General features: G+C 63.4%; 14 protein-coding genes and 1 pseudogene. 10 read left to right on the top strand and 5 right to left on the bottom strand.

The features are described 5' to 3' along the window. Window position 1: 1 nt before the first annotated feature. Window positions 2–904, top strand: a pseudogene (gene hflC / locus VIL88_RS00370) (protease modulator HflC); the annotation flags it as partial. 297 nt (window positions 905–1,201) lie between these two features. Here the strand turns inward: hflC and serB are convergent. Then, window positions 1,202–2,074 (bottom strand): phosphoserine phosphatase SerB, encoded by an 873-nt coding sequence (gene serB, locus VIL88_RS00365; RefSeq protein ID WP_331984767.1) that lies wholly within the window; start codon window positions 2,072–2,074, stop codon window positions 1,202–1,204. 24 nt (window positions 2,075–2,098) lie between these two features. Between serB and miaA the strand changes: the two genes are divergently transcribed. Further along, the gene (gene miaA, locus VIL88_RS00360; protein ID WP_331984765.1) at window positions 2,099–2,986 is read left to right on the top strand and encodes a tRNA (adenosine(37)-N6)-dimethylallyltransferase MiaA; all 888 of its coding nucleotides are present in this window, start codon (window positions 2,099–2,101) and stop codon (window positions 2,984–2,986) included. Here miaA and VIL88_RS00355 read toward each other — a convergent pair. Next, window positions 2,983–4,392: an MATE family efflux transporter gene (locus VIL88_RS00355; RefSeq protein ID WP_331984763.1), complete on the bottom strand. Its 1,410-nt coding sequence runs from the start codon at window positions 4,390–4,392 to the stop codon at window positions 2,983–2,985. The genes miaA and VIL88_RS00355 overlap by 4 nt on opposite strands. A gap of 64 nt (window positions 4,393–4,456) precedes the next feature. Here VIL88_RS00355 and VIL88_RS00350 point away from each other — a divergent pair, with 64 nt between their 5' ends. The 3 genes from VIL88_RS00350 to VIL88_RS00340 all read left to right on the top strand — a co-directional run bounded on the left by VIL88_RS00350 (window position 4,457) and on the right by VIL88_RS00340 (window position 5,787). Beyond that, window positions 4,457–4,822 carry a DUF423 domain-containing protein gene (locus VIL88_RS00350; RefSeq protein ID WP_331984761.1) on the top strand — a complete coding sequence of 122 codons (366 nt, stop codon included), beginning with the start codon at window positions 4,457–4,459 and terminating at the stop codon, window positions 4,820–4,822. 90 nt (window positions 4,823–4,912) lie between these two features. Then, entirely contained in the window at window positions 4,913–5,185 is a 273-nt protein-coding gene (locus tag VIL88_RS00345) for a YMGG-like glycine zipper-containing protein (protein WP_331984759.1), read from the top strand. Between the two features lie 140 nt (window positions 5,186–5,325). Beyond that, on the top strand, window positions 5,326–5,787 hold the full coding sequence (locus VIL88_RS00340; RefSeq protein WP_331984757.1) for an NUDIX hydrolase: 462 nt from the start codon (window positions 5,326–5,328) through the stop codon (window positions 5,785–5,787). Here VIL88_RS00340 and VIL88_RS00335 read toward each other — a convergent pair. Continuing rightward, window positions 5,777–7,207 (bottom strand): inorganic phosphate transporter, encoded by a 1,431-nt coding sequence (locus VIL88_RS00335; RefSeq protein ID WP_331984755.1) that lies wholly within the window; start codon window positions 7,205–7,207, stop codon window positions 5,777–5,779. The genes VIL88_RS00340 and VIL88_RS00335 overlap by 11 nt on opposite strands. A 327-nt stretch (window positions 7,208–7,534) precedes the next feature. Between VIL88_RS00335 and VIL88_RS00330 the strand changes: the two genes are divergently transcribed. The 5 genes from VIL88_RS00330 to VIL88_RS00310 all read left to right on the top strand — a co-directional run bounded on the left by VIL88_RS00330 (window position 7,535) and on the right by VIL88_RS00310 (window position 13,613). After that, entirely contained in the window at window positions 7,535–9,304 is a 1,770-nt protein-coding gene (locus tag VIL88_RS00330; protein ID WP_331984753.1) for an acetolactate synthase 3 large subunit, read from the top strand. A gap of 21 nt (window positions 9,305–9,325) precedes the next feature. After that, the gene (gene ilvN, locus VIL88_RS00325; protein ID WP_331984751.1) at window positions 9,326–9,880 is read left to right on the top strand and encodes an acetolactate synthase small subunit; all 555 of its coding nucleotides are present in this window, start codon (window positions 9,326–9,328) and stop codon (window positions 9,878–9,880) included. A 55-nt stretch (window positions 9,881–9,935) separates the two neighbouring features. Continuing rightward, window positions 9,936–10,679 (top strand): pyridoxine 5'-phosphate synthase, encoded by a 744-nt coding sequence (locus VIL88_RS00320; RefSeq protein WP_331984749.1) that lies wholly within the window; start codon window positions 9,936–9,938, stop codon window positions 10,677–10,679. A 230-nt stretch (window positions 10,680–10,909) separates the two neighbouring features. Further along, the gene (locus VIL88_RS00315) at window positions 10,910–11,524 is read left to right on the top strand and encodes an NAD(P)H-dependent oxidoreductase (protein WP_331984747.1); all 615 of its coding nucleotides are present in this window, start codon (window positions 10,910–10,912) and stop codon (window positions 11,522–11,524) included. Between the two features lie 154 nt (window positions 11,525–11,678). After that, complete coding sequence (locus VIL88_RS00310) at window positions 11,679–13,613, top strand: potassium transporter Kup (protein WP_414650093.1); 1,935 nt, start codon at window positions 11,679–11,681, stop codon at window positions 13,611–13,613. Between the two features lie 106 nt (window positions 13,614–13,719). On the opposite strand, the gene VIL88_RS00305 is transcribed toward VIL88_RS00310, so the two are convergent. Both VIL88_RS00305 and VIL88_RS00300 read right to left on the bottom strand, forming a co-directional pair. Then, window positions 13,720–14,148, bottom strand: coding sequence for a hypothetical protein (locus VIL88_RS00305; RefSeq protein ID WP_331984746.1), 429 nt, complete (start codon window positions 14,146–14,148; stop codon window positions 13,720–13,722). Window positions 14,149–14,258: 110 nt separating this feature from the next. Beyond that, window positions 14,259–15,383: an NADH:flavin oxidoreductase/NADH oxidase gene (locus tag VIL88_RS00300; RefSeq protein ID WP_331984744.1), complete on the bottom strand. Its 1,125-nt coding sequence runs from the start codon at window positions 15,381–15,383 to the stop codon at window positions 14,259–14,261. Window positions 15,384–15,484: the final 101 nt, after the last annotated feature.

The raw sequence follows: 15,484 nt of genomic DNA, 5'->3' as shown, positions 1-15,484 counted from the left end.
CATGAACAATCGTCTCATTGCTATCGGCGTCGTCGTTCTTGTTGCGCTTTATGTGTTCTTCTCGTCGATCTACATCGTCAACGAGCGTGAACAGGCCATCGTGACCCGCTTCGGCCAGATCACCGATATCCGCACCGAGCCCGGCGTCTACCTCAAGATCCCGACCGACTTTGTCGACCGCGTGCAGATCATCGAAGACCGCCTGCTGCGCTACGACATCGCCAATATGCGCGTGCAGGTTTCGGGCAACGCCTTCTACCAGGTCGATGCCTTCCTGACCTACCGCATTGCCGATGCTCGGCTGTTCCGCCAGCGTGCCACGGGCCAGCTCTCGGTGGTTGAAGACCGGATCGGTGCCAACCTCGACTCGGCTCTGCGCCAGGTCTATGCCGCCCGCGAGTTCAACGCGGCGCTCAGCGACCAGCGCGCCCAGATGATGCAGGAAACGCGTGATCTCATCCGCCCTGATCTTGCCGAGCTCGGCGTCGACGTGGTGGACGTGCGTATCCTGCGCACCGATCTCGATCAGGACGTTTCGGCAACGACCTTCGAGCGCATGCGTGCCGAACGTCTCGCCGAGGCCGCCCTGCTGCGGGCCCGCGGTCAGGAACAGGCGCAGTCGCTGCGGGCTATTGCCGATCGACAGGCAGTGGAAATCGTTGCGGCAGCAACCCGCGACGCCGAGATCATCCGAGGTACCGGTGACGCCGAACGCAACCGCTTGTTCGCGGCAGCCTATGGTCAGGATCAGGAATTCTTCGAGTTCTACCGCTCGATGGAGGCCTATCGTTCCGCCCTGGTGAATACCGGCACGACCATGATGCTGTCGCCCGATAGCGAGTTCTTCCGCTACTTCGGCTCCAATGGCGAACTGCCGCCAGCAAACCCGAACCTGGCGGCGCCGGTTCAGCCCACCGCGGCCCCGATCACGGCGCCAGCGGCGGATGAGCCTGCCCTTGATGGCCTCGGCATCGAAGAAACCGCAGCGCCCAGCCTGACGCTGGAAGACGGCTCGGAACTCTCGCCGACCGTAGGCACCGAAGTGCCTGCTCCGGCGGAAGATGCGCCTGCACCGGCTCCCGAGCCGGCACCTGCCGCGCCCGCACCGGCGCCAGCAGCACAGTAAGGTTGGCTACAAAATCGAAGGCCGGCGCTCAGCGCCGGCCTTTTCGTTTGGGAGCAACCAATAGAGTTGGTGGCGTCAGCGGACGATTTCTTCTTCGCTGTAGCCTTGGAGGTAGAGCAGGGCGGTCAGGTCGCCATGATCGATGCAAATACCCGCTTCGGCGGCAACGGCAGGCTTGGCGTGCAGAGCCACGCCGAAGCCGGCGATGCGGATCATGTCGAGGTCATTGGCACCGTCCCCGACGGCGATGGTCTGGCTCAGCGGCAGGTTGCGTTCTGCGGCCAGTGCCAGCAGGCGCTCACGCTTGGTGTTCTTGTCGACGATCGGCTTGCTGACCGTGCCTGTGAGGGCATCGCCGTCGAATTCAAGCACATTGGCAATGGCTTCGTGGAAGCCGATGCGCTTGGCGAAGTAATCGGCAAAGAAGGTGAAGCCGCCCGAGACCAAAGAGGTATAGGCGCCATATTCCCTCATGGTCTGCACCAGCGCGCGGCCGCCCGGGGCAAGGGTGATGTTCTCGCGGCGGATTTCCTCGATCACCTTGCGTTCGAGCCCCTTGAGCAGAGCCACACGGGTGTCGAGTGCCTGGGCGAAGTCGAGCTCACCGCGCATGGCGCGGTCGGTGATGTCGGCAACCTGGGCCTTGATGCCGAGAGCGGCGGCGAGTTCGTCGATGCATTCCTCGTTGATCATGGTGGAATCCATGTCGGCGATGAGGATCTGCTTGCGGCGGTTTTCCGCCGGCACCAGGGCCGCATCGACCCGGCGCGTGCCGATGATCTCCCGCGCGATGGGCAGCGGATCGGTTGACTCGGGCGCGATGATCTCGCAGGCAATGGAGTGATTGAGCCAGTTCAGCTCGCCGCCTGTCTCCCGCACGACCGAAGCAGCAAGGGTGGGGTCGAGTTCGGAATCAGACGGGTCGGCAATGAGGCAAAGGACTGACATGGAATCTGTTCTTGGGGGAAATGTGTGACAGTCCGTGGACGCGCGGTTTTGATAGCGGGTCCGACTGCCAGCGGCAAGTCGGCGCTTGCGCTGCGGATGGCGCAGGATTTGGGCGGCACCATCATCAACGCCGATGCCATGCAGGTCTACGACACGCTGCAAGTGGTCACGGCGCGCCCCGGCGCGGCGGACATGCAGGCGGCGGACCATCTGCTCTATGGCACAGTGCCGGCTGCGACGCGCTTTTCCACGGGACAGTGGCTTACGGCAGTAGGGCACGTGCTGTCGTCGCACGATGGCAGCGGGCCGGTCATCTTCGCCGGCGGGACTGGGCTTTACTTCGACGCCTTGCTGAACGGCTTCGCCGATGTTCCCGAGGTCTCGCCCGAGATTGCTCTTGAAGTTCAACAAGAGATTCAAGCACTCGATGGCGCCGAGCGCCTGGCACTCCTGCAACAGGAGGATCCCGTCGCCGCGTCGCGCCTCAAGGTTGCGGATCCGCAGCGGCTGACGCGCGCCCTTGCCGTCAAGCGGGCGACCGGCCGGACCTTGTCGAGCTTTCAGGACGAGATGTCGGCGAGCCTTCTCGCCGACTACTCGGTCGAGCGCCTGGTGCTCAACCCCGACCGCCAGGTGCTGCGCCAGCGCATTGCCGAGCGGTTCCAGACGATGTTTTCAGGCGGGGCGGTGGAGGAGGTGCAGGCGCTACGGCATCTGGACCTCGATCCATCGCTGCCCGTGATGAAGGCTATCGGCGTGCGCGAAATCGGCGATTGGCTGGACGGCATTATCGGGCGCGACGAGGCCATCGCCATCGCCACCATCGCCACGCAACAATATGCCAAGCGGCAGCGCACCTGGTTCCGCAATCGCTTCGGCGACTGGCCACGGCGGGGCCTGGGAGGCGCCTAGCGCGGACGAAGCAGCCCGAGCCGCTCGCGCATGGCAAAGCGGCTGACGAGAACGACTGCCACGAAGGCAAGGCCGACCGCCAGGCCGATCCAGATGCCCAGGCCGCGCCAGCCGACGACGAAGCCAAGCAGCCAGGCGACCGGCAGGCCAACGGCCCAATAGCCGAGAATGGCCAGGATCATGGGCACCTTGGTGTCGCTGAGACCGCGCAAGGCATGCGCAGCAACCACCTGGGCGCCGTCCACCAACTGGAAGATCCCGGCGACCATGAGGAAGGTCGCCGCCAGCGCCAGGGCATTGGCATTTTCCGGCACGCGCGGATCGAGGAACCAGCTGACAATGGTCGGACCCATGCTCAAAAACACCGTACAGGACACGGCCATGAAGCCGGTGCCGAGCACGAAGGCGGTCCAGCCTGCCTTGCGAATGCCTTCCGGATCGCTGCGGCCATAGGCCATGCCGACGCGGACGGTGGCGGCAATGCCCAGGCCGAGCGGCACCATGAAGGCCATGGACGCACATTGCAGCGCAATGGCATGGGCGGCCACCTCATCCGTGCCGAGGCGGCCCATCAGGAGAGCGGCCGCGGTGAAGAGCCCAACCTCGGCCAGAACGGTGAGGCCGATCGGCGTACCGATGCGGAAGATCTCCCGGAAGCGCGGCCAGTCGGGCTGCCAGAAGCGCAGCAAGACATTGAAGCGCTTGAGCCGGCGATGACGCAGCACATAGGCGACCATCATCAGGAACATGGCGACGTTCGTCACAAGCGTCGCAATGGCCGCTCCGCGCAGTTCGAGGCGCGGGAAGCTGAAGTGCCCGAAGATCAGCACATAGCCGATGGCGGCATTGAGCAGGACGCCCAAGACCGTGATGACCAGGATGGCGCGCGTGGCGTCAAAAGCTGAAAGGAGCGATCGAAAGGCGATGATGCCGAGCGCCGGGAACAGTGACCAGGCAGCGATCTGGATGAACTGGTGCGCCATTTCGGTCGCTCCGGGATCCTGTCCCAGCAGCGCGAAGATGGGTTTGATCTGGAGCACGATCGGAACGAGCACGGCGGCCAGGGCGATGGCGGCCCAGCATCCTTGCCGCACAACACGGCGCACGGCCTTGATGTCGCGCGAGCCACGCGCCTGCGCCACCAGCGGCGCCACGGCACCGACTACGCCGACGCCACCAACCAGGAAGGGCATCATGAAGGTTGTGCCCAGGGTGCCTGCGGCCAGGTAGTTGGATCCGAGCCAGCCGAGCAGGATCACATCGGTGGTGTGGAGCGCATTCTGCGCTAGTTGGGCGATCACCAATGGCCAGGCCAGCTCGAACATGGCCCGCAATTCCGCGGCCCAGCCGTCGCGGCGTGAGGTGTCCCTGGCAGCGTCGGGAGCTGCCGCAATGTGTTCGCTCATTTGATTGTCCTACTCGCGACGAACTGCTTAGAGGAAAGCCAGGGCGTGCGGAAGAGGTGAGGCAATGGCGCAAAGTGATCCGATGATGCGGCTGCTGCTGGCGCTGGCCGGGCTGATCGGCGCCGTGGGAGTTGCGAGCGCGGCCGCGGCCTCGCATGCCGGCGAATCGCGGAATCTCATGGCGATTGCCGCCATTTGCCTCGCCCATGGGCCGGCTTTGCTGGCGATTAGCCTCGCGGGTCGCGGCAAGGTCATTGCCTTGGCCGGCATTCTGCTCGCGTCCGGCACGGTTGTGTTTTCAGCCGACCTGGCTTTGCGGCAGTGGCTTGGACATTCGCTAATTCCCGGTGCCGCTCCACTTGGCGGCGTTTGCATGATCGGCGGCTGGTTGCTTGCCGCGCTTTCCGGCGTGCTTCGCAAGAACCACTAATTGCATTTTCGTTAATTTCTCCGAGGCGGGGCTGGAACCAATCACGCAACCGTGCATTTTGGCCCTCGATACTATCCTTGGAGGGTTCCAATGCATAAGATTCTGATTATCGCCGTCACCGCTCTGTCCATGGCCGCCTGCACCACCACCGAAAAGGGTGCTGCGATTGGCGCCGTTGGTGGCGGCGTGATCGGTGCTGCTGCTGGCGGTAGCGTGCTGAGCACCGCAGTTGGTGCTGGCGTTGGTGCCGTTGTCGGTGCAGCTGCCGGTGAAGTCATCGGCCGTGCCGATGGCAGCAATGACGTCTGCATCTACCAGCGTCCTGACGGCAGCCGTTACCGCGACACCTGCCCGCGCGGCTAAGCAAGATTGCAGCATCGCCCCATGCTGCACGCGCCCTAGGGCGCCAGAGCACCCGGTTTGGAGCAATCCTGGCCGGGTGCCTCTTTTTGTCGGCAGTGCAGCCGGCAACCTCTTCATGAACCCTGCGGGACGACTTATCCGTGCTTGAGATTTTGCGGCATTGGAGCCCCAGGGCCGACCCTGCACCCACTCCCAGACAATCTGGCGCCTTGCCCTATACGCTGGTCGAGGGCCGGGTGGTCTTTCTCCTCGTGACCTCGCGCCGAACCGGGCGCTGGATCTTTCCAAAGGGCTCGATCAGTTCGGGCATGACTGGTTGGGACAGTGCCGCCAAGGAAGCGATGGAAGAAGCCGGTGTGCTCGGCACGGTCAGCCAGGAACCCTTGGGCAGCTACCAGATCTCGGACAAGGGCGTGCTGGTCGATGTCGACCTTTACCCGCTCAAGGTGGAAACGCAGCTCGACGAATGGGACGAGATGCACCAGCGCCTGCGCCACTGGGTGCTTCTGGCGGAAGCCCGGCGCCTGCTGGCCGAGCGTTCCTTGGTTCGTCTCGCCGAAAAGCTGCACCGCAGCCTGACCACGGACCGCGTCAGGCAATGAACAGGTGGAGCACGCGGTTGGTCACTGCACCCAACAGGGCGGCAGCCGGCAGCGTGACCACCCAGGCCACGCCAATCTGCACTACCTTCAGCCGCCGCACGAGGTAACGCTTCTCGTTGCGGCGTTCGCGCGCCAGCGCCTGCTCCGGCCGATCATTGAGCATGGAGGCATCCACCAGCTTGGCGCGCACCGGCACGGCTGCCCCATTCATGTTGCGAATGGCCAGGAACTCCCGCACGAAGCCGACGCCAAACACGGCACCCACCGCGACATGCGTCGACGAGACGGGCAGGCCAAGCGTTGCCGCCGCCAGGACCGTGGTGGCTGCCGAAAGCGCCACGCAAAAGGCGCGGATCTCGTTGAGCTTGGTGATCTGCTCTCCCACCGTATGGATCACCCGTGGACCAAAGAGCGCGATGCCCAGTGCAATGCCACTGGCGCCGATCAGCAGGCTCCACCAGGGCGCACCCGGCTGGGCGACGGGAACCACGTCGGTGAGGCGAGCGACGGCAACCAGGGGACCCAGTGCATTGGCCACGTCATTGGCACCGTGGGCGAAGGACAGAAGCGCTGCCGCTATGATCAGCGCTGGGCGGAACAGCTTGGCCACGTCTTTCTTGCGATTGCTCAAGGCAAGGGAGCGGTGCCGCACCCAGGGCATGGCCATGAACCAGGTTAGTAGCGCCGCTCCACCCGCCAGCAGCATCGACGGCAGGGCCCCCAGCGTGAACCACTGGCTCAGCACCTTGGTGGCGAGATAGATGGCAAAGATCCCGGCCATGGCAGCCATCAGAAGCGGGAGCCAAAGCCGGGCGGCGGCAAGCTTGTTGGGTCGCTTCGTGATCGTGCGGCGGATCAATCCATGGAGGAGGGCAGCAAAGGCAGCGCCCAGCAGGGGCGAGATGACCCAACTGGCGGAAATGATGCCGATGGTGGGCCAACTGATGGCTGCAAGGCCGGCGGCAGATACGCCGGCACCCATGATGGCCCCGATGATCGCATGCGTCGTCGAAACCGGCGCTCCCAGAACGGTAGACAGGTTGATCCACAATGCTGCCGCAACGAGCGCTGCAATCATGACCAGCGCAATTTCGAGGCTCGAGAGACCAGCCTCGGCAACAAGCAGTTCGCTGGCGACCGTCGTGACAACATCGCCGCCGGCCATCAGGGCACCGGCTGCATCGAACATAGCCGCCAGTGCCAGCGCCCCTACCATGCTGATGGCCTTGGCGCCCACCGCAGGACCGACATTGTTGGCCACATCGTTGGCCCCGACATTGAGCGCCATATAGGCCGCTGCGCCGGTCGCTAGAACAAGCAGCCACTGCATTGGCCCGGGCGGGACGATGAAGCTCGTGGCGAGCGCGGCAAGGAGCAAGAAGGCCAGGGCAATGCCAAGGGGCAGGAGGGAGCGCGGCATTGTGCGGTTGATGGCTCGAACAGGATGAACGGAGGGACTATGCTTTGCCCTGCCTAACCGTTCAAACCCATATTGCAGGTTAAGGCGCCGGCAGAATGCGTGCGGCTATTGACAGGTTCGGGACATTGCACCTATCAATGCGACCGAATTTTCATGGAGAGGTCCCGTGCGGGCACTCATTCTCGTAGTAGGCAGGCGCATCGGCAACGTGGGATAAAGGTCCCGCGCGATAGCTGGTGCGCCGAAAACAGGTCCCGAACGGGGCCTTTTTTATTGCCCGGTTTTCGCCGCTACGAGACTGGGCTGGACGGAAGGAAAGGAAAAACAATGGGCGAGAAAATGACGGGCGCCGAGATGGTGATCCAGGCGCTGGCCGACCAGGGGGTCGAGCATATCTTCGGCTATCCCGGCGGCGCGGCGCTCCCGATCTACGACGCCATGTTCCAGCAGGATTTTGTCCAGCACATTCTCGTGCGGCACGAGCAGGGCGCCACCCACATGGCGGAAGGCTATGCGCGCTCCACCGGCAAGTGTGGCGTGGTTCTCGTGACCTCCGGGCCCGGTGCAACCAATGCGGTGACCGGCCTCACCGATGCCCTGATGGACTCGATCCCCATGGTCTGCATCACCGCCCAGGTGCCGACCACGCTGATCGGCTCCGACGCCTTCCAGGAATGCGACACCGTCGGCATCACCCGCTCCTGCACCAAGTACAACTACCTCGTGAAACGCGTCGAAGACCTGCCGCGCATCATGCATGAGGCTTTCCACATTGCGATCACCGGTCGCCCAGGCCCCGTGGTGATCGATATCCCCAAGGACGTGCAGTTCGCACTTGGCGACTACTACCGGCCCGACCTCGACACGCTGCGCCACCAGAGCTACCGGCCCCAGATGGACGGCGACGCAGCGGCCATCGAGGCGGCTGTCGACATGATGCTCAAGGCTGAACGGCCGATCTTCTATACCGGCGGCGGCGTCATCAATGCCGGTCCCGAAGCCTCCAAGCACCTGCGGGAGCTGGCCGAGCTTACCGGCTTTCCGGTGACCTCGACGCTGATGGGCCTCGGGGCCTTCCCGGCCTCGAACCCGCAGTGGATGGGCATGCTCGGCATGCACGGCACCTACGAAGCCAACTGGGCGATGCATGACTGCGACGTCATGATCAATATCGGTGCGCGCTTTGACGACCGCATCACCGGGCGTATCGATGCCTTCTCGCCAAATTCGCGCAAGATCCACGTCGATATCGATCCGAGCTCGATCAACAAGGTCGTCCGCGTCGACGTGCCGATCATCGGCGACTGCGAGCGCGTGCTGGCGGAGATGGTGCGCATCTGGCGCAGCAAGACCAATCAGCCCCGCACCGAGGCCATCGCGCCTTGGTGGAAGCAGATCGAAAAGTGGCGCGCGGTGGATTCGCTCGGCTACAAGAACTCCGAAACGACCATCAAGCCGCAATATGCGATCGAGCGGCTTTACGAGATGAGCCGCAAGCAGGGCAAGGAAGTGTTCATCACGACGGAAGTCGGTCAGCACCAGATGTGGGCCGCCCAGCACTTCCACTTCGACCAACCCAATCACTGGATGACCTCGGGTGGCTTGGGTACCATGGGCTATGGCCTGCCGGCCGCTGTCGGCGTGCAGGTGGCCCATCCCGATGCCCTGGTGATCGACATCGCCGGCGAAGCTTCGGTGCAGATGACCATGCAGGAGATTTCGACGGCCGTGCAGTACCGCCTGCCGGTCAAGATCTTCATCCTCAACAACGAGCGCATGGGCATGGTCCGCCAGTGGCAGGACCTGCTGCACGGGTCGCGCTATGCCCATAGCTACTCTGAATCACTGCCCGATTTCGTCAAGCTGGCGGAGGCCTATGGCGCCAAGGGTATCCGCTGCGAAAACCCGGCCGAGCTCGATGCCGCCATCGCCGAGATGTTCGACTATGACGGCCCGGTCCTGTTCGACGTCATCGTGGAGAAGGACGAGAACTGCCTGCCGATGATCCCATCAGGCAAGCCGCATAACGAGATCATCCTGCCCGATACGGCCAATATCGGCGACATTATTGACGAGAAGGGACGGCAGCTCGTCTAGGGCGCTGCGGGGAGAAGACCAATGAACGCACATCTGCAGCCGACCGGTTCGGCCTATTTCATCACCAAGGAAACCCAGGAAACCGAGCGCCATACGCTTTCGGTTCTTGTCGACAACGAGCCGGGCATCCTGGCCCGCGTCGTCGGCCTGTTTTCGGCCCGCGGCTACAATATCGAGAGCTTGACGGTCAGCGAGACGGAGCATGGGCGTCGACTTAGTCGCATCACCGTCGTCGTGATCGCCACGCCCAAGGTGCTCGTCCAGATCAAGGTGCAGCTCGAGCGCCTGGTGCCCGTGCATCGGGTGCATGACCTGACGGCGGAAGGCGCATCGATCGAACGCGAACTGGCCCTGATCAAGGTGGCGGGCTCCGGCGATCATCGCGCCGAGACGCTGCGCCTGGCCGACGCCTTCCGGGCCCATATCGTCGACGCCACCGTCGAGAGCTTCGTGTTCGAGGTGACGGGCAAGCCCGACAAGATCGACAGCTTCATCGCCCTGATGCAGCCGCTCGGCCTTGTGGAGGTGGTGCGTACCGGCCTCGCCGCCATCTCGCGCGGTCGCGAAGGCATGTGACCGTCCCCGTGGCGGTCTGCTATAGGGCAGGGGCATCGTTTTGCGAGTCCCTGCCATGACCCTGCTTTCCGTCAACCTCAACGCCGTCGCGCAGCTCCGCAACCGCCGCAACCTGCCGTGGCCGAGCGTCACCGGCATCGCGCGGGTGGTGCTGGACGCCGGCGCCAGCGGCGTCACGGTCCATCCGCGGCCTGACGAGCGGCATATCCGCCGCAGCGACGTGTTCGACCTCTCGGCGCTGCTGCGCGAGGAATACCCGGCTGCCGAGTTCAACATCGAGGGTTATCCCAGCGAGGACTTCCTCGCCCTGATCGACGCGGTCAATCCGCAGCAGGTGACGCTGGTCCCCGACGATCCGCTGCAGGCCACTTCCGACCATGGCTGGGACTTCCGCGGCAAGGGCAACTTCCTGACCGACGTGGTGCAGCGCCTCAAGGCGCCGAACCGGCGCATATCCCTGTTCTGCGATCCCGATGCAGGAGTGGAGGGCGTCCAGGCGGCCAGGGCAACCGGCGCCGACCGGATCGAGCTTTATACCGGGCCCTATGGCGGCTGCTACGATGATCCGGACCGGGCGGTGCGGGAACTGGCGGCGCTGGCGCACACAGCCCAGGCGGCCCATGCTGCAGGCCTAGGTGTGAACGCCGGCCATGACCTGACGCTCGCAAATCTCGGCGCCTTCCAGGCTGCCGTTCCCCATGTCGACGAAGTGTCCATCGGTCACGGCATCACGGCCGACGCGCTGCTGCTCGGCTTTGCCGAGGCGGTGCGGCAGTATCGCGCCGCCCTTGGCAGCTAGGTCCATCGTCAAAGAGGATTGAACAGTTTGTTGGCAAACTACCGCTTCTTCTCAGGAAGCGGGTCTTGACGCGCTGATGGAGCGAGATATTCCAGTCCCGACCAATACTTACATCCTTGTGCCCTAGGCAGTTCGATGTCGCCGCAACACAGAAAGGTGCCTCCTTGTGAGGACCTCTGGTAGGCACATATATCGCCTCAGTTACGATTTGTTACTGAGGAACTACTGAAGTGTCCAAGCTCAAGATCGCCGTCATCATCTCTTCCACCCGCGATAGCCGCTTCGGCGACAAGCCGGCGCAGTGGATCCTCGACCGCGCCAATCAGCGCGCCGATATCGAAGCCGAACTGGTCGATCTGCGCGACTTCGACCTGCCCTTCTTCAATGAGATGGCCTCCAACCTGTGGATGCCGTCGAGCGACCCGCGCGCCGTTGCCTGGCAGAACAAGGTGGCCGGCTTCGACGGCTACATCTTTGTCGTTGCCGAATATAACCGCTCGATCACCGGCGCGCTCAAGAACGCCCTCGACCAGGCCTATGTCGAGTGGAACCGCAAGCCCTTCGGCATGGTCGCCTATGGCAGCGTCGGTGGTGCCCGTGCCGCCGAGCACCTGCGCAACATCGGCACCGAACTGCAGATGGTCTCGACTCGCTCGGCCGTTCACATCGGCGGCTCGGACTTCTTCGCCGTCCATCCGCTTGGCCAGCAGAACAAGCCTTTCAGCGAGATCGAAGGCTCGATCGGCGGTCCAGCCAACGACATGCTCGACCAGCTCGCCTGGTGGGGCAACGCAACCAAGGCGGCTCGCGCCGCAGAGGCAGCAACCAAGCAGGCTGCCGAATAAGCCATACGAAGACCTCCAAACTTCGTTTACCGCGAGGGCCGTCCGAAAGGGCGGCCCTTGTTGCTTCTGAACCAATCGGGGCGGCGCGGTGTTGTGTGTGACGATTGACGGGTGTATAGCGGCGCCCGCCTTCGACCAAGAAAGCAACAGGTTCATGACGCAGACGAATGCAACCGGCGAGAAACTGGCCGGTGCCGACGCAGTCGACCATTCCCACTCCGCACATTCTCCCAAGCAGTTGCCGATGCTGATGCTCGGTGCGCTGGGCGTCGTCTATGGCGATATCGGCACCAGCCCGATCTACGCTTTCCGTGAGGCGATGCATATCAGGCCGGGCGCGTCGACCACGACGAGCGAAATCCTGGGCCTGCTGTCGCTGATCGTCTGGGCCCTGACGCTGACGGTGGCGGTCAAATACGTTTTCTTCGTCACGCGTGCCGACAACAACGGGGAAGGCGGCACGCTGTCGCTCATGGCGCTGGCGCGCAAGACCTTCACCAATCCGCCCATCTGGATCACTGTCCTTGGCGTCATGGGCGCCGCCATGTTCTTCGGTGATGCGATCATCACCCCGGCCATGTCCGTGCTTTCGGCAGTGGAGGGGGCAAAGCTGGTCGCCCCGGGGATGGAGCGGTGGGTGGTGCCGATCACCTTGGTCATCATCATCGGCGTCTTCGCGGTACAGCGCTTCGGCACGGCTAAGGTGTCGACGATTTTCGGCCCGGTGACCGGCTTGTGGTTCCTAGTACTGGGCATTTCGGGGCTGGTTCACATCGTCGACAATCCCAGTGTCCTCTGGGCGCTCAATCCATTGCTTGGGCTCGAATTTCTGGTCACCCACCTCGGACTTGCCTTTGTTGTCGTTGGCGCCATCTTTCTGGCCGTCACCGGTGCGGAAGCGCTCTATGTCGACCTGGGTCATTTCGGCCGCAAACCCATCGTCATCGTCTGGTTCGCGCTCGTGTTCCCCTGCCTGCTGCTGAACTATTTCGGCCAGGCAGCCTTCGTCCTGCAGGTCGGGCCGGAGAACGTGGACAGCCCGTTCTTTGAAATGCAGCCGGAATGGGCGCTGGGGCCATTCGTGGCACTGGCTACCCTTGCGACGATCATTGCCAGCCAGGCAGTGATCTCGGGCACCTATAGTCTCACCCAGCAGGCCATCGCGCTCAACATGCTGCCGCGCATGGTGGTGACCCATACCTCCGAAACCCAGAGCGGGCAGATCTACATGCCCCAGATCAACACGATGTTGATGCTGGGCGTGCTGGTGCTGGTGCTGATGTTTGGCAGTTCCAGCGCGCTATCGCATGCCTACGGCATTGCCGTGTCAGGCGTCATGATCATGACACTGGCTCTGCTGGTTGTGGTCATGTGGCGCAACTGGAAGTGGCATCCGGCCGCAGTGATCAGTTTTGCGGTGGTGTTTGCCCTGATCGACGGCGGCTTCTTCGCTGCCAATGCCGCCAAGCTGTTTCAGGGCGGTTGGGTGCCGGCTTTCGTTGCGGTGACAGTGGCCGTGGTCATGTGGAGTTGGATGGCGGGGCGCCGGCGCCTGGCGGACAAGACGCGCCGGGACGAGGTGCCGCTGCAATTCCTCGTCGACAACCTGGCCAAGAAGCGCCCCACTTTGGTGCCGGGTACGGCCGTGTTCCTGACCAGCGACATCGAAGGCGCGCCGACGGCGCTGCTGCACAGCCTCAAGCACTACAAGGTGCTGCACGAGCAGAACGTCATCCTGACCGTCCGGACCTCGGCGTCGCCGCGCGTGCCGGACGACGAGAAGGTGACCATCGACGCCTATAACGAGCTCTTCAGCCGCGTCGTGGTCACATTTGGCTACATGGAGAGCCCCAACATTCCCAAGGCCCTGGTGCTGGCCCGGCGTTTGGGCTGGAGGTTCGACATCATGTCGACGTCCTTCTTCCTCTCCCGCCGATCCCTCAAGACGGGACCCAAGTCGCGCAACCCGCTCCGCTACTGGCAGGATAGGCTGTTCACGCGGCTGGCGCGCAATGCCAGCGACGCCACGGAATACTTCCACATTCCGACCGGACGCGTGGTGGAAATCGGAACGCAGGTGGTGCTTTAGAGCATTGTGCCAAGACCTCGTGGTTCGACAGGCTCACCATGAGGTCTACTGGGATTTCATCAGACCTCATCCTGAGCTTGTCGAAGGACGAGGTCGTGGCAAGGCCCTACTTCACCATATCTGGGCATAGATAGGGTACGGTCGCAGTTACGAACCGCTGCTCCTGTACCTCGCTGCCCAGCTTCAGGCTGAGCACGAGATCGGTTTCGGTCAGCTCGGCAATGTCGGCATTGATGGTCATGCCGTCTTCGTCCCAGCTGATGGCGCTGTCGCTGACCTGTTGCCACTTGGACAGGCGATAGGTCTCCCAGCAGCTGTCGGTGACAAGCGTACCATCGCCCAGGAAGATCTGCATCGGGCCCGGCAGGCTGTCGTCGGCATCGGCGCGGACCCAGACCTTGTTCAGGAGCGGATTGCTGCGGTCACCGCTTTCGTCGGTCATGTCCTCCGATTCCTGACCCGCAGCTGGCACGGTGGCGCAAACGCCAACACCCCACACACTCATCAGCGCCAGAATTGCGGCCTTGGTATCCATCGGAGTCTCCCTGCTCGGGGCTGATCTGGTGATCGACCAGCCGCCGAACAAGAGTGTGGAGAGGATCGCGGCAAATTTGCGTTGCCGCGAAGGTGATTTGCAGACGTTGCCTATGCCCAGCTGCGCTGCTTCAACGAGCGATCGCGTTCGCGGACGCGCTTGGTCTGGTTCGGCCAGAGATCGTAGTCGCTGGCGCCCAGCTCATGGCGGGCGTGGAGCGGCCAATTAGGGTTGTCCAGGGCACCGCGGGCCAGGGCAACAAAGTCGGCCTCGCCATTAGCGACGATGTCCTCCGCGCGGCGCACGTCGCCCAGCAAACCCACTGCTATGGATGGCAGGCCGCCCTCGTTGCGGACGGCGGCGGCAAACGGCACCTGGTAGTCAGCTTGGACGCTCATGGTGGCGCCCTCGAAGCCACCGCTCGAGGCGTCGATCGCATCGGCGCCGAGCGCCTTCAACTCGCGGGTGAGAACAACGCTGTCCTCCACCTGCCAGCCCTCCGGATGCCAGTCGCTGACGGACAGGCGCACGAGCAGCGGCTTGTGAGAAGGCCAGACGGCGCGCACGGCCTCCGTGACTTCGAGCAGCAGGCGCATCCGGTTTTCGCGGCTGCCGCCATAGCGGTCAGTCCGCTTGTTGGCGAGCGGGGACAGGAACTGGTTGAGGAGGTAGCCATGTGCCGCGTGGATTTCGACCGTGTCGAACCCGGCGCGTTCCGCGCGCCCCGCAGCCGCAACGAACCCGTCGATGACGTTGCGGATGCCCGCCTCGTCCAGTGCCTCGGGCTTGGTGAAGTTCTTGTTCTCGGCGTGGATTTCATCACTGGGTGCGACCGGAGTCCAGCTTTCGAAATGCAGTGCCTGCTTTTCCTCCTCGGTCTCGTCGAAGCCATTGCGCCACGGCACCGGCGTCGAGGCCTTCCGTCCGGCATGGGCAAGCTGGATGCCGACAGCCGCACCCTGGCTATGGAGGAAGTCGACGATGCGGGTGAGGGGAGCGATCTGTTCGTCCTTCCACAGGCCAAGGTCCGCATAGGTGATGCGTCCCTCTGGAACGACAGCAGTTGCCTCGAGAATCACCAGGCCAAAGCCGCCGATACCGAAGCGGCCGAGATGCACGAAATGCCAGTCATTGGCGAAACCATCCTGTGCCGAATACTGGCACATGGGTGCAACCACCGTGCGGTTCCGGAGGGTCAGGTCGCGCAAGGTGATGGGTGAAAATAACTGGGACATGGAAGGCTCTTTCAGTTGGAGTGCAGGATAGATGGACCCTCTGCGCTTCATCGGCAAGTGACGATGGAGTGTTGGTCCTCTGCAGTGGGCGCATTGCCCGT

Origin of the sequence: Devosia sp. (assembly GCF_036563435.1) — a bacterium.
In the GTDB taxonomy this organism is placed as follows: domain Bacteria; phylum Pseudomonadota; class Alphaproteobacteria; order Rhizobiales; family Devosiaceae; genus Devosia.
Note: the sequence above shows the minus strand (reverse complement) of the source record. Positions and strands in the feature narration are given on the sequence as shown.